This is a genomic window from Micromonospora sp. WMMD975, assembly GCF_029581215.1.
Taxonomy (GTDB): domain Bacteria; phylum Actinomycetota; class Actinomycetes; order Mycobacteriales; family Micromonosporaceae; genus Micromonospora.
The window spans coordinates 419919-433705 of record NZ_CP120739.1 but is presented as its reverse complement, the minus strand read 5'-3'; the positions used below and the strand labels follow the sequence as shown (position 1 = coordinate 433705).

The window sequence follows — 13787 nt, the reverse complement described above, 5'->3', positions numbered from 1 at the left end:
CTCCTGTCCTCGTCGGCCGCCCTCCATGATGCGGCCTGCGCCCGGTTTCGGCGCTGCACACATCATGTCGCGCGCCGACCACTCCCGTCCCACCCGCCCCCGGCCGGCGCGTCGCCGCCCTTCACGCGCTCGCGGGTCAGGGGCGCAGCCGGGCCACGAGTTGCTCACGGACCAGGTCCGGCACGTGGGCGGAGATGTCGCCGCCCCACTTGGCCACGTCCTTGACCAGGCTGGAGGAGAGGAACGAGTAGAGCGGGTTGGTCGGCATGAAGAGCGTCTCCACCCCGGCCAGGCCGACGTTCATCTGGGCCATCTGCAACTCGTAGTCGAAGTCGCTGACCGCACGCAGGCCCTTGATCAGCACGCTCGCCTGCTGGTCGCGGCAGAAGTCGACGAGCAGGCCGCGGAACGACTCCACCCGGACGTTGTCGTACGAGGCGGTCACCTCGCGGAGCATCTTGATCCGCTCCTCGACGGTGAACAACCCCTGCTTCGACTGGTTGACCAGCACTCCGACGATCACCTCGTCGAACAGCCGGCTGGCCCGGCCGACGATGTCGAGGTGACCGTTGGTTACCGGGTCGAACGAGCCCGGGCAGACCGCGCGTCTCATGATCGGCGACCGTACCAAAGGGTGGTCTCGCCGTAGCGGCGACTGCGCTCCGGAGTGATGCCCTCCACCCAGCCGACCGGGCCGGTGCGCCGGGACCGTTCCACGATCACGAGCGCGTCCGGCGCGAGCCAGCCGCCGTCGACGAGCGCGGCGAGAATCGCGGTGAGCTCCGCGTCCGGCGCCGCGTACGGCGGATCGGCGAAGACCACGTCGTACGCCCCACCGTCCGGCCCGGCCGCGAGCACCCCGGCCACCTTGCCGGTGACCAGGCGGGCGGCCGGAGCGGCCCGCAGCGCGGCGATGTTCTCCCGGATCACCCGGGCGGCCCGGGCGTCCGACTCGACCAGCAGCACGTGCGCCGCGCCCCGGGACAGCGCCTCCAGACCGACCGCGCCGGAGCCGGCGTACAGGTCGGCGAAGCGCGCCCCGTCCAGGTCTAGATCGGCCTGTACGGCGCTGAACAGCGCCTCCCGCACCCGGTCCGAGGTCGGCCGGGTGCCGGCGCCGGGCGGCGCGGCGATCCGCCGCCCGCCGAGCGTGCCGGCCACGATCCGGGTCACCGGTGGTCCCTGCGCATCCCCCGACGCTACGCGACGCCGGGAACGGGCGGGTCGACCACCCGGAGCAATGAGCTGTGACCCGGCGTATATCAATGATCTCAGATTTATAACGGACCCTTTACGACCCGTCGATCGCGGTAACGCCCGCCGTGTCGATCTCGCTAGGGTCTGCCCCGGTTGCCGTGCGGACGCGCGATTTCGGCCCGTCCGCCGCCGCCCCCTCCCATCCTCCCCTCCTCAGGAGAAGACGTGAACCGTCTCCACCTTCGGCGTGCCTCCGCCCTCACCGCCGGCGCGCTGATCGGCCTCGCGGGTGTGGCCACCGTCGCCGCCCCGGCCGCGGCCCACCACCCCGAGCCGTCCGGCAGCTACTGCGCCACCAAGGACGGCATGGTCACCGTCACCTGGTCGGTGATCAGCAGCGAGCGCGACATCTCCGGCAAGATCACCAAGCTCGAGTCCACCGTGCCCGGCGAGATCACCGGCGACCTGGCCGTGGGCGCGGAGCTGAAGAAGCAGGGCGACGGGCCCCTGACCGGCACCCAGACCCACACCTTCGCCGGCGCCATCCCCGAGCTGAAGCTGACCGTGGGCGCGCACTGGGACCGGGGCCGCCAGTCCCACGACGGTGAGCGCACCGTCGTGGCCCGGCCCAGCCGCAAGTGCGAGGTGGTGGAGAGCCCGTCGCCGTCGCCGTCGGCGGCCTCGCCGTCGCCGAGCGCCTCGCCGTCGCCCAGCGTGTCGCCGTCGCCGGAGTCGCCCGAGCCCACCCCGACGCCGTCCGCCTCCGTGCCGCCGAGCCCGTCCACCCCGGCCGAGCCGGCGGAGCCGATCTTCAAGCTGGACCAGGACTGCGACTCGATGACCTTCATCGTGGAGAACCCGGCGGAGGGGGCGCCCTTCACCGCCACGCTCACCACCGAGAAGGGCGTCACCAAGAAGCTCGTCTCCGAGCCGGGCAAGACCGCCTCGGTCGAGTTCGACGCCCACAAGGGCCTCAAGGTCACCGTGCGGTACGACGTGGCCGAGGACGCCGAGACCATCCCGTACACCCAGCCGGAGGACTGCTCCGGCCAGGGTGGCGGCCTGCCCGTGACCGGCCCGGCCGCGGGCGCCATCGCCGGTGGCGCCACGCTGCTGCTGGCCGCCGGCGCCGTGCTGTACGTGGTGGCCCGCCGCCGCCGGATCAGCTTCACCGCCTGAGCCACGAGCGTCGCCCGCGGGGGCGCGTCGACCACCCGGTCGGCGCGCCCCCGCCGCTTGATCCACGCCAGTACGCCGAGGTGGCGGGATCACACCACGCGGGATACCCCCACCTCGCCGAACTGGTGTGGATCAGGCTGGCAGTCAGCCCTTCTCCAGGTATTCGGCGCGCTCCTCGTCGACCAACGCGGCGACCGACGCCGCCAACGCCGGGTGCCGGGCCAGCTCCGGGTCCTCCCCGACCAGGGTGATCGCCTCGGCCCGGGCGTCCCGGATCAGGTCGGTGTCGCGTCGCAGCGACAGCAGCCGCAGGTGCGAGCGCCGGCCGGACTGGGTCGCGCCCAGCACGTCCCCCTCGCGACGCTGCTCCAGGTCGAGCTCCGCCAGCTTGAACCCGTCGGTGGTGGAGGCCACCGCGTCCAGCCGCTCCCGGGCCGACGAACCCTCGGCCGCCTCGGTGACGAGCAGGCAGAGGCCGGCAGCCGAACCACGGCCCACCCGCCCACGCAACTGGTGCAGCTGGGACACGCCGAACCGGTCCGCGTCCAGCACGATCATCACGGTCGCGTTCGGCACGTTGACACCCACCTCGACCACCGTGGTCGCGACAAGCACGTCCAGGTCGCCGGCGGCGTACGCGCGCATCACCGCGTCCTTCTCGTCGGCCGGCAGCCGCCCGTGCAGCACCCCGATCCGCAGCCCGTGCAGCGGCCCCTCGGCGAGCAGCGGCGCCACCTCGGTCACCGCCAGCGGCGGGCGTCGACCGTTGTCGTCCTCCCGCGGCGGCTCCTCGTCGGAGACCGGACCCTCACCGATCCGGGGACACACCACGTACGCCTGGTGGCCCTTGGCGACCTCCTCGCGCAACCGGCGCCAGGCCCGGTCGAGGAAGGCCGGCTTCTCGGCGGCCGGAACCACGTGCGAGGCGATCGGCGAACGGCCCTGCGGCAACTGGGACAGGGTGGACGTCTCCAGGTCGCCGTAGACGGTCATGGCGACCGTACGCGGGATCGGGGTGGCGGTCATCACCAGCACGTGCGGCGGCTGGTCGGCCTTGGCGCGCAGCGCGTCCCGCTGCTCCACGCCGAACCGGTGCTGCTCGTCCACCACCACCAGGCCCAGGTCGGCGAAGTCGACCCCCTCGTAGAGCAGGGCGTGCGTGCCGAGCACGATGCCGGCCCGGCCCTCCGCCACCTCGGCCAGGGCCCGCCGCCGGGCCGCCGCGCCGAGCGAACCGGTGACCAGCTCCACCCGGGTGGCGTCGTCGGCGGCGCCCAGCTCACCGGCCCGGCCGAGCGGGCCGAGCAGGTCGAGGATGCCCCGGTGGTGCTGGGCGGCGAGCACCTCGGTCGGGGCGAGCAGCGCGGCCTGACCGCCCGCGTCGACCACCTGGAGCATGGCGCGCAACGCCACCACCGTCTTGCCGGAACCCACCTCGCCCTGCAACAACCGGTGCATCGGGTGCGCGGTGGCCAGGTCGGCGGCGATCTCCCGCCCGACCGTCTGCTGGCCGGAGGTCAACTCGTACGGCAGCCGCGCGTCGAACGCGTCGAGCAGGCCGCCCGCCCTCGCCGGCCGGGACCGCGCCGGCCACGCCGCCGCCCGGTGCTTACGCTGCACCAGGGTGAGCTGCACGGCGAACGCCTCGTCCCACTTGAGCCGGCGGCGGGCCCGGTAGAGCGCCTCCTTGCTGGACGGCCGGTGGATCTCCCGCAACGCGACGTCGATGCCGGCCAGGTTGCGGGTGGCCCGCACGGTGGCCGGCAACGGGTCGTCCGGCGGGGTGAACGTGTCGAGCACCACCCGTACGCAGCGGGCGATCACCCACGTCGGCACCGCGGCGGCGGCCGGGTAGACCGGGATCAGCGCGCCGGCGAACTCCTCGACCTCCTCGTTGGCCGCCGCCTCGCCGTCGCCACCCTCACCGAGCAGGACGTATTCCGGGCCGTTGAGCTGCCGCTTGCCCCGGAACTCGGTCACCTTGCCGGCGAACAGCCCCCACCGGCCCGGACGCAGCTCCCGCTCCCGCCACGCCTGGTTGCCGAAGAAGGTGCAGGTGAGCATGCCGCCGGAGCCGTCGCCGACGGTGACCTCCAGCAGGTTGCCGCGCCGCTGGCGCATCGGGCGGACCGCGGTGCGCTGCACCTGCGCCAGCACGGTGACCTGCTCCCCCACGTCAAGCGAGCGGATGTCGGTGTGCTCGCCGCGCTCGTCGTAGCGGCGCGGGAAGTGGTAGATCAGGTCGCCGGCGGTGTGCAGGTCGAGGTGGGCGGCGAGCGCCTTGGCGGTCTTCTCCCCGACCAGCTTCTTCAACGGCGTGTCCACCGTGGCCGGTTCGCTCGTCATTCGACCCCCAGCAGGAGCGGATAGTGCGGCTGGCCGCCCTCGTACGCCTGCACCTCCACGAACGGCCAGGAGCGCTCGACATGGGCGCGGACGCGGTCGGCCAGCCCGGCCGGGGCGTCCGCCCCGCAGAGCAGCGTGACCAGCTCGCCGCCGCCGCCGAGCATCCGGTCGACCACCGCGGTGCAGGTGTCGGTCAGATCCTGCCCGATCAGGTGCACCTCGCCCTCCACCAGGGCCAGCACGTCGCCCGGCCGGCACGGGCCGGCGACGGTGAGCGCCTCCCGGGCGGCGTGGCAGACCTCGGCGTAACGGCAGGCGCCGGCGGCCTCCGCCATCGCGATCACGTCGTCCTCGAAGCGTCGCTCCGGGTCGCGCACCGCCAGCGCCGCGAGGGCCTGCACCGGGGAACGGGTGGGCACCACGCTGACCTTCACGCCGAGGCCGTGTGCCTCCTTCGCCGCCGCGCTCGCCACCGACTGCGTGTTCGGGTCGTTGGGCAGCACCACCACCCGGGCCGCGCCGGTGGCCTGGATCGCGTCGAGCAGCTCGCCGGTGGACGGGTTGGCCGGCACCACCACGGCGCCCTCGGCGGCGAACAACCCGGCGATGCCGGCGCCGGTCGCCACCACCACGGCGGCCCGGCCGTCGGGCCGCACCACCGCCCGCGTCGGGGCGGTCTGGTCGGCGAAGCGGGTCACGCCGATCCGGTGCGGCCGGCCGGCGACCACGCCCGCCTCGACGGCGGCGCCGACGTCGTTGACGTGCACGTGCACGTTCCAGGTGCCGGAGCCGTCGCCGACGACCACCAGGGAGTCACCGAGCGCGGACAACTCGGCGCGCAGCCGCGCCACCGCCTCGTCGGTGGCGTCGAGCAGGTATTGCACCTCGTAGGCGTACCCTTCGGAGCCGGTCTCCCGCGCGGCCGTCCCGGGCCGGCGGAGCGGGGGCGGCGCGGGCGGCGGGCTCTCCCCGGTGACCGTCTCGACAAGCGCGTCGAGCAGCAGGCAGAGCCCGCGCCCGCCGGCGTCGACCACGCCGGCGCGGGCCAGCTCGGGCAGTTGCTCCGGGGTGCGGGCCAGCGCCCGGGTCGCCGCGACGGCCGCCGCGCGGGCCACCGCGGGCAGGTCGTCGCTCTGCGCCCGCTGGGCCGCGTCGGCCGCCGCGGCGACCACGCTGAGCAGTGTGCCCTCGACCGGCCGGGCGACCGCGGCGTAGGCGGCGGTGGCGGCGGCGGCCAGCGCCCCGGCGAGCTGGCGGCCCCGGACCGCGGGCGCGGGTGCCAGCGCGTCGGCGAGGCCGCGAAGGATCTGCGAGAGGATCACCCCGGAGTTGCCCCGCGCGCCGAGCAGCGCGCCCTGGGCCATCAGCCGCAGCGCGTGCCCGTGCGGGGTGTGCCCGCCGTCGGGGAGCGTCTCCAGGTCCATGGCGAGGGCCTGCTGGGCCGAGGTGAGCGTGAGCACCAGGTTGGTGCCGGTGTCGCCGTCCGGCACCGGGTAGACGTTGAGGTCGTCGATCTCGCCCTGGTGCCGCTGGAGGGCGGCCAGCCCGCTCGTGCACCAGCGGCGCACCGCGGCGGCGTCGAGGGTGTCCAGCACGTCGGGAAGCCTACTGGCGCGCACCGACACGCGCCCGGTCCGGCGCGCTCGGGGGCGGGTTGGCCGGGGCCACCCGGCATCGGGTAACCTGGCCAGGTTGTCCGTGCAGCGCCTGCCGGCGACCTCATGAACGTATCAATCCCAGGAGTATCCCGTGGCTAGCGTGTGCGACGTCTGTGGCAAGGGGCCGGGCTTCGGCCACAACGTGCCCTGGTCCAAGAAGAAGACCAACCGCCGCTGGAACCCGAACATCCAGTCGGTGCGCACCCCGGCCGGTGGCGGCACCACCAAGAAGCTTCAGGTCTGCACCTCGTGCATCAAGGCCGGCAAGGTCGCCCGCGCCTGACCCGGCGCGCGGGTCACGATCACGACCCGCCCCCCGTGACATCGCCAGAAGCCGCCCGGGTGACCCCGGGCGGCTTCTGGCTGTCGTCCCGCGCCGTCCGACCCGCGACGACGGCTGACCAACCGTACGGCGACCCGCTGGTCCGGGCCGGTTAGGGTGCTGCTGCGCCGGCCGCCCGGTTCTGGCGCGAGCCGTGGGAGGAACGACCGGTGGACCTCGATCTGGGTCGCGAGCAACTGGTGGTGGTCGGCGCGTCGCTCGGTTCGCTGCGGTGGTTCGACGAGGAACTGCCGGCCGGCAGCGTGGTGCTCGTCGAGGAACCGGACGTGATCCGCCGCCGCGACCTGGCCCGGTTCGCCGAAGACCTGCCCCTGGTCGGCCGGTTGGTGGCGGTGGAATACCAGACCGGCCTGGACGTCGACGCCCTGCTCGCCCGGGAGCCCGGCCTGGCCGCCGCCCGGCTGGTCCTGCCCGGCCTGGAGTACGCGGTGGGCGCCACCGCCCGGCTGGCCGACCGGCTCGGCCTACCAGGCGCCGGGGTGGCCGCCGCCGACGTCTTCTCCGACAAGCACCGGATGCGGCTGCTGGCCGACGAGATCGGCCTGGCGAACCCCGCCTACGAGCTGGTCGACGACCCGGCGCGGGCGGCCCGGTTCGCCCACGCGCACGACGGCCGGTGCGTGCTCAAGCCCACCCGCCGCTCGGGCAGCCTCGGCGTGCAGCTGATCACCGACCCGGGCGAGTTGCCGGACCGCTGGGCGGCGAGCGCCGACCCGCCGGCGCCCACCGAGGCCACCGACCGGGGGCTGCCCACCGGCGTGCTCGTCGAGGAACTGCTTGTCGGCTCCGAACACAGCGTCGAGCTGCTGGTCGCCGACGGGGACGTGCTCTTCGCCAACGTGACCGACAAGCGGATCGCCGGCGGCCGGCACCCGGTGGAGACCGGCCACACCGTGCCGTCCGCGCTACCCCCGTCCGACCACGACGCGCTGCGGGCGGCGGCGACCCGCCTCGCCACGGCGGCCGGTTTCCGCAGCGGCATGCTGCACAGCGAGTGGATCCTGGTCGACGGCGTACCCACGCTCGTCGAGTGCGCCGCCCGGATGCCCGGCGACATGATCACCGCGCTCATCTCGATCGCCTACGAGCGGGACGTCATCGAGGCGTACCTGCGGGTGCTGCGCGGCGAACGACCGTCGCTGCCGACCCGGCCGACCGGCGCGGCGGCGATCGAGTTCCTCGTCGCCCCACCCGGCCGGGTGACCGCGGTGGACGGCCGGCGCGACGCGCTGCGGGTGCCGGGCGTGCTCGACGTACGGGTCGACACGAAAGTCGGGCAGACCGTCCCCGAGATGCGCTCCTCGGCGCACCGCAGCGGGCACCTGATGGCCTGGGGCGCGACGCCGGACGAGGCGGCGGTCGCCGCCCGCCGGGCCGCCGGAGAGATCCGCATCACCGTCGGCTGACGCCGGTCGCGGGCCGTCAGCCGGTCGCGGGCCGTCAGCCGGTCGCGGGCCCTCAGAGGGTACGGCCGAACGACAGGCAACCCGGCTCGTCCTGGTAGAAACCGAAGTTCGGGATCCGCTCGTAGCCGGACGAGGTGTACATGGCGATCGCCTCGGGCTGCCGGTCGCCGCACTCCAGCACGATCCGCTTGCGGCCGGAGTCGCGGGCGGACCGCTCGACCGCCGCGAGCACCGACCGGGCCACCCCCCGGCCCCGGGCGGCGGGCGCGGTGTACATCCGCTTCAGCTCGGCCGTCTCCCCGTCCGCGCCGTAGCTGCGCCAGCCGCCGCAGCCCACCGGCCGCCCGTCGACGTAGGCGACGAGGAAGGCGCCCACCGGCGCGACGAACTCCGCCGGCTCGACGGGCGTGTCGTCGCCGCTGCCGCCGTACCGCTCACCCAGGTCCGCAAGCGCCGCCCGGATCAGCGCCTGCGACTCGGGCGCGTCGAAGGGCCGCTCCCGGATCTCGATCTCACTCACGTTGCCAGGCTACGACCGGTTCCGGCACCCGTCCGGCCCCGGCCGCCGAGGTCGGACGCAGATCACTGCGCTCGTTCCGCTCTGCGGCCGAGCCGGTCATTCCGCTCTGCGGCCGAGCCGGTCATTCCGCTCTGCGGCCGAGCCGGTCATTCCGCTCTGCGGAAGTGCTGGTCATTCCGCTCTGCGGCCGAGCTGGTCATTCCGCTCTGCGGAAGTGCTCCCAGCCGCGCGGGCCGTCGTACCCGGCGCCGTCGACGGTGACGCCGACGCCTGCGCCCACCCGCCCGACCGGGCGCCAGCCCGCCGGCAACGCCGTACCCACCGGGAACGTCGCGGCCAGGGCGTGGTCGTCGCCACCGCCCAGGATCCAGGAGTACGGGTCGACGCCGAGCGCCTGCGCCGCGTCGCGCATCTGCCGGGGCACCTCGAACGCGTCCCGGCTCAGGTCGATCGCGACCCCGCTGGCCGCCGCCACGTGCCCAAGGTCGGCGAGCAGCCCGTCCGACACGTCGATCATGGCGGTGGCGCCGGCCTCCGCGGCGGCCGGCCCGGCGGCGTACGGCACCTCCGGGCGGCGGAACGCCTCGACCAGCAGCCGGGGCGTGCGGAAGCCCCGGGACAGCACCGTGTAGCCGGCCGCCGCCCAGCCGGTACGCCCGGCGAGCGCCACCACGTCGCCCGGCCGCGCCCCGGAACGGACCACCGGTGGACGGCCGGCCAGGTCCCCGAGAGCGGTCACCGCGATGGTGAGCGTCGGGCTCGCCGACATGTCCCCGCCGACCACGCTCGCGCCGACCAGACCCGCCTCCGCGCCCAGCCCGTCGGCCAGTTCCTCGGCCCACGCCGGGTCCAGCTCGGCCGGCATGCAGAGCGCCACCAGCAGCGCGGTCGGGGCGGCGCCCATGGCGGCGACGTCGGCGAGGTTGGCCGCCGCCGCCCGATGCCCCACGTCCCGCGCGCCCGACCAGTCCCGCCGGAAGTGCCGGCCCTCCACCAACACGTCGGTGGAGGCGACCACCCGCCGGTCCGGTGCCGCCACCAGCGCGGCGTCGTCCCCGGGGCCGAGCAGGCAGCTCTCCCCGTACGACAACCGGGCGGTGACCCGGTCGATCAGCCCGAACTCTCCGACACCCGCGACTGTCATGCCGTCCCCTCGTCCCGCTCCGTCATCCCGCACGACCCACCCCTGTCCCCGCACCGACGTGCGCCCGCTCACCGCGCTCACCAGGCGACCGATAGGGATCACGCCCGCTCGGTACGGTAGTTTCACCCTTCGGGCCGCCCCAGGCGGCGACGGACGGAGGTCGAGTCGTGGTACAGGCGTACATCCTCATCCAGACCGAGGTCGGTCGGGCCCGTGACGTGGCCGGTCTGATCGCGGACCTGGCCGGCGTGGTGCGGGTCGACGCCGTCACCGGGCCCTACGACGTGGTCGTGCTCACCGAGGCGAACACGGTCGACGAGCTGGGCAAACTCATCGTCAGCAAGGTGCAGATGGTGCCCGGCATCACCCGCACCCTCACGTGTTCGGTGGTGCGGCTGTAAGTGGAAGAGACGGAAACCAACCCGCGCCGGGACCACGGCACCCGCCGCGCCGCGCTCTGGGCCACCCTGGTGGCGGTGCCGGTGACCGTGGCGGTGGCCGGCTTCACGTTCGCCAAGCTCGCCCCGGAGTCCCCGGACGCCGCGTCGAGCGCGTCGGCCAGCCCCCGGGTGCAGTCGAGCGCGCCCGTCGAGATGCCCGCCCCGGCGCTGGCCCAACGCCCGGCCGTCCTCTGCCGCGCGCTGGTGTCGCAGTTGCCCGACACCGTGCGTGAGCTGGGGCAGCGCCCGGTGACCGCGGGCCCGGAGCAGAACGCGGCGTACGGCGACCCGGCGCTCACCGTGGCCTGCGGTGGTGGCGCGCCGGTCAAGCCCTGCCCGTCGCCCACGGCCGGCGGCGACCTGCCCGCCAGTTGCTTCCCGGACACCGACGAGGTGTGGACCGTCAACAAGGTCTGCTGGCACCCGGTGCAGGAAGCCGACGCCACGGTGCTGACCGCCGTCGATCGGGAGACCCCGGTCCAGGTGCGGGTGCCGAAGACCTACGATCAGCCGTTGCAGTGGGTGGCCCCGATCTCCGACGCGATCGTCAGCGCGGTGCCCTCGGCGAAGACGGCCCCCTCGGGCTGCTCCGCCTGACGCCCGCGCCGGCCGTCAGCGGCCGGCGCGGCGGTGCAGGGCGGTCCGGATGAGGCGGTTGACGAGCTTCGGGTATTCCAGCCCGCTCGCCGCCCACATGCGCGGGAACATCGACGTCGGAGTGAAGCCCGGCATCGTGTTGATCTCGTTGAGAAAGACCTCCAGCTCCGGGGTGACGAAGAAGTCGACCCGGGCCAGGCCGGAGCAGTCGAGCGCGGTGAAGGCCCGGGCGGCGTAGTCGCGCACCTGCCGGGTCACCGCCTCGGGCAGGTCCGCCGGGACGTCGTACTCGGTCACCTCGTCGGCGAAGATGTACTTGGCCTCGAAGTCGTACCAGTCGCGGTCGCCGATCATCCGCACCTCGGCGAGCACCGAGGACTCGGGCGCGCCGCCGGCCTCGCCCTCCAGCACGCCGCACTCGATCTCGCGGCCCACCACGGCGCCCTCGACGAGCACCTTGCTGTCGATCTCCCGGGCGGTGGCGAGCGCGGCGTCGAGGTGCGCCCAGTCGTCGACCTTGGTGATGCCGAACGAGGAGCCGGCCCGGGACGGTTTGACGAAGACCGGCAGCCCGAGACGCGCCTTGTCCTCCTCGCTCAGCGACATCCCGGCGCGCAGCACCGCGTACGGGCCGACCGGGATGCCCTCGGCGGCGCAGAGCTTCTTGGTGAACTCCTTGTCCATGGCCGCCGCCGATGCGAACACGTTCGCCCCGACGTAGGGGATGTCCGCCATCTCCAGCATGCCCTGGATCGTGCCGTCCTCGCCGTACGCGCCGTGCAGCACCGGGAAGACCACGTCCACGTCGCCCAGGGCCACCGGGCCCTGGGCCGGGTCGAGCACCATCAGGCCGCCGACGGCCGGGTCGGCGCGCAGCACGAGTTCGGCGCCGGAGCCGGCGGTGATCTCGGGCAGGCTGCGGTCGGCGATGGCGAGCCGGGCCGGGTCGCCGTCGGCGAGCACCCACTGGCCCTTCCGGGTGATGCCGACCGGGACGACCTCGAACTCGTCCGGGTCGAGGGCGGCCAGCACGCTGCCGGCGCTGACGCAGGAGATGCCGTGCTCGGGGCTGCGGCCGCCGAAGACGATCGCCACACGGGTCTTGCCTGGGGTGGTCATGGTCACCTCATCGGTCGCGGCTGCGGCTGGCCGTGCTCGCCGGTGGCGCTCACCCGGTTGACCTTACTGTGCGTCGTCGAAGCCGGTGGCCGATACCCGGCGAGACGCGGCGGCACGTGGCAAACGGTCAAGAGACCTTATACGGGGAGTAACGGTGCGAACCAGCGCGGGCGGCCGGTGGCGGGACCTGCCACCGGCCGCCCGGCTCTCCCCGACCCTGTCGCCGCGTTTTCCAGGGTCGGGCCCGGTGTGGTTCAGATGGACGGGTACCGGGGCCGGCGACCGACCGCGATGACCTTGACCCGTTGCCGGCCGGCCCGCACCATGCCCAGCGCCATGAACGCGCCGGCGATCCGGTCGGCCGCCTCCCGGCTGCTCGCGCCCACGACCTGCCGGCGGCGCTCCGGACTGTTGCGTTCGTCGCGCGCGTGACCGTTCGTCGGACGCACGTCGGTGAGGACCACGAGGAACCGGGTCGGTGTCATGTCCGGCCACCTCCGTCCCCCGAGCGGCGGGCCGTCACCGTCATCGCGAATCCCTTCCCGTCTCGGCGGACCGGTACGGGCACGCGACGATCGGGTCGTGGGGGAGTAAAACCCGATCGTCGCGCGCCCCATCCCCTCCGGTCGCTCACCACCACCGTCGCCACGACAACCGGTGGTGAGGACGCCATCACAGATTGACAGTTGGACAGCCGTGAATGCAACTCTCATCGGCTTTCTCTCATGCCCGTTTTCCCAGCGGATGTGCGACCATCGATGCATGGCGCCGAAGACCGCCCGGGCCCGACGGCTCGGCATCCTCCTGCGGACCCACCGTGAGACCGCCGGCCTCACCCTGGAAACCGCAGCCAACGAGATCAACAGCACCCGGAGCACGCTGTCCCGCTACGAGAACGCACAGACACTGGTCAGCCCGGCCACCGTGCGCGCGTTACTCACCTGCTACGGCGTGGAGCCCGACGAGATCGCCGCGGCCGTGCAACTGGCCAAGGACGCCCGTCAGCCCGGCTGGTGGGTCTCCTACTCGTACCTGCTGGACCGGCGCACCATCGACTTCATCGCACTGGAGGCCGAGGCCACCGGCATCGCGAACTTCGAGCCGTCGGTGGTGCCGGGCCTGCTGCAGACCGCCGACTACATCCGCGGGGTGATGCGCGGCGGCCCCCACACGCTCAGCGACGAGCAGGTGGAACAACGCGTCCAGCTACGGCTGGACCGCCAGCAGCGGATCTCCGGCGAGGACCCACCGATCCTCGACGCCATCATCGACGAGGGCGCGTTGCTGCGCCCGGTCGGCAGCCACCAGGTGATGTCCGACCAGCTCCACCACCTGCTGAAGATGACCAAGCTGCCGAACATCACCGTCCAGGTGATCCCGCTGGCCGCCGGGTACCACCGGGGCACCCGGGGATCGCTGCACATCCTGGAGTTCGCCGACCCCGAGGACCCGATCATCGCCTCGGTGGAGACCGTCGCCGGGCAGATGATCCTCGACCGGCCGGGCGACCTGCGTACCTGCACCAAGATCATGGAGCACCTGCGGACCGTGGCGCTGAGCCCGGCGGCCAGTCGGGACCAGCTCCTCCGTCTGCTGAACGAGAGGTGACCGCATGAACGACACCAACCGCCCTCACCCCCCGGCGCCGGCCGGCTGGCGCAAGAGCAGCCACAGCGGCGACGAGGGCGCCTGCGTCGAGATGGCGCCGTGGCCCGGATCGGTCGCGGTTCGCGACTCCAAGGACCCGGCCGGCCCGGTGCTGGTGTTCCCACCAACCGCCTGGACCGCCTTCACCGCCGCGCCCCCACGCCCCTGACCGCGCCGGCCGACGCGCTCGG

15 protein-coding genes are annotated in these 13787 nt (G+C 73.8%); 7 read left to right on the top strand and 8 right to left on the bottom strand.

Translation table 11 applies throughout. The features are described 5' to 3' along the window. Window positions 1–136 precede the first annotated feature (136 nt). Together coaD and rsmD are read right to left on the bottom strand one after the other, a co-directional pair. Complete coding sequence (coaD, locus tag O7613_RS02020) at window positions 137–613, bottom strand: pantetheine-phosphate adenylyltransferase (RefSeq protein ID WP_281584486.1); 477 nt, start codon at window positions 611–613, stop codon at window positions 137–139. Further along, window positions 610–1173, bottom strand: a complete 564-nt coding sequence (rsmD, locus tag O7613_RS02015) for a 16S rRNA (guanine(966)-N(2))-methyltransferase RsmD (protein ID WP_282291738.1) — start codon at window positions 1171–1173, stop codon at window positions 610–612. Before rsmD ends, coaD begins: the two co-directional genes overlap by 4 nt. A 249-nt stretch (window positions 1174–1422) precedes the next feature. Here rsmD and O7613_RS02010 point away from each other — a divergent pair, with 249 nt between their 5' ends. Beyond that, the gene (locus O7613_RS02010) at window positions 1423–2376 is read left to right on the top strand and encodes a cell wall anchor protein (RefSeq protein ID WP_282291736.1); all 954 of its coding nucleotides are present in this window, start codon (window positions 1423–1425) and stop codon (window positions 2374–2376) included. Window positions 2377–2520: 144 nt separating this feature from the next. On the opposite strand, the gene recG is transcribed toward O7613_RS02010, so the two are convergent. Both recG and O7613_RS02000 read right to left on the bottom strand, forming a co-directional pair. Then, entirely contained in the window at window positions 2521–4722 is a 2202-nt protein-coding gene (gene recG, locus O7613_RS02005) for an ATP-dependent DNA helicase RecG (RefSeq protein ID WP_282291734.1), read from the bottom strand. Further along, window positions 4719–6317: a DAK2 domain-containing protein gene (locus O7613_RS02000; protein ID WP_282291733.1), complete on the bottom strand. Its 1599-nt coding sequence runs from the start codon at window positions 6315–6317 to the stop codon at window positions 4719–4721. The genes recG and O7613_RS02000 overlap by 4 nt, the downstream gene beginning before the upstream one ends. A 154-nt stretch (window positions 6318–6471) precedes the next feature. On the opposite strand from O7613_RS02000, the gene rpmB reads away from it, so the two are divergent. Both rpmB and O7613_RS01990 read left to right on the top strand, forming a co-directional pair. After that, the gene (rpmB, locus tag O7613_RS01995) at window positions 6472–6663 is read left to right on the top strand and encodes a 50S ribosomal protein L28 (protein ID WP_091064024.1); all 192 of its coding nucleotides are present in this window, start codon (window positions 6472–6474) and stop codon (window positions 6661–6663) included. Between the two features lie 209 nt (window positions 6664–6872). Further along, window positions 6873–8129 (top strand): ATP-grasp domain-containing protein, encoded by a 1257-nt coding sequence (locus O7613_RS01990; RefSeq protein WP_282291730.1) that lies wholly within the window; start codon window positions 6873–6875, stop codon window positions 8127–8129. A gap of 52 nt (window positions 8130–8181) precedes the next feature. On the opposite strand, the gene O7613_RS01985 is transcribed toward O7613_RS01990, so the two are convergent. Together O7613_RS01985 and O7613_RS01980 are read right to left on the bottom strand one after the other, a co-directional pair. Further along, a complete protein-coding gene (locus O7613_RS01985; protein ID WP_282291728.1) occupies window positions 8182–8649 on the bottom strand; it encodes a GNAT family N-acetyltransferase in 468 nt (155 codons plus the stop codon). Window positions 8650–8845: 196 nt separating this feature from the next. After that, window positions 8846–9793: a thiamine-phosphate kinase gene (locus O7613_RS01980; protein WP_282291726.1), complete on the bottom strand. Its 948-nt coding sequence runs from the start codon at window positions 9791–9793 to the stop codon at window positions 8846–8848. Between the two features lie 167 nt (window positions 9794–9960). Between O7613_RS01980 and O7613_RS01975 the strand changes: the two genes are divergently transcribed. After that, the gene (locus tag O7613_RS01975; protein ID WP_013284547.1) at window positions 9961–10194 is read left to right on the top strand and encodes an Lrp/AsnC ligand binding domain-containing protein; all 234 of its coding nucleotides are present in this window, start codon (window positions 9961–9963) and stop codon (window positions 10192–10194) included. Continuing rightward, window positions 10195–10830: a DUF3515 family protein gene (locus O7613_RS01970; RefSeq protein WP_282291724.1), complete on the top strand. Its 636-nt coding sequence runs from the start codon at window positions 10195–10197 to the stop codon at window positions 10828–10830. It begins immediately after the preceding gene. 15 nt (window positions 10831–10845) lie between these two features. On the opposite strand, the gene O7613_RS01965 is transcribed toward O7613_RS01970, so the two are convergent. Both O7613_RS01965 and O7613_RS01960 read right to left on the bottom strand, forming a co-directional pair. Continuing rightward, window positions 10846–11949 (bottom strand): D-alanine--D-alanine ligase family protein, encoded by a 1104-nt coding sequence (locus O7613_RS01965; RefSeq protein WP_281584495.1) that lies wholly within the window; start codon window positions 11947–11949, stop codon window positions 10846–10848. A 254-nt stretch (window positions 11950–12203) separates the two neighbouring features. After that, window positions 12204–12434, bottom strand: coding sequence for a hypothetical protein (locus O7613_RS01960; RefSeq protein WP_281584496.1), 231 nt, complete (start codon window positions 12432–12434; stop codon window positions 12204–12206). A 277-nt stretch (window positions 12435–12711) separates the two neighbouring features. Here O7613_RS01960 and O7613_RS01955 point away from each other — a divergent pair, with 277 nt between their 5' ends. Both O7613_RS01955 and O7613_RS01950 read left to right on the top strand, forming a co-directional pair. Continuing rightward, the gene (locus tag O7613_RS01955) at window positions 12712–13557 is read left to right on the top strand and encodes a helix-turn-helix transcriptional regulator (protein WP_282291722.1); all 846 of its coding nucleotides are present in this window, start codon (window positions 12712–12714) and stop codon (window positions 13555–13557) included. 4 nt (window positions 13558–13561) lie between these two features. Further along, complete coding sequence (locus O7613_RS01950; protein WP_281584498.1) at window positions 13562–13765, top strand: DUF397 domain-containing protein; 204 nt, start codon at window positions 13562–13564, stop codon at window positions 13763–13765. Window positions 13766–13787 lie beyond the last annotated feature (22 nt).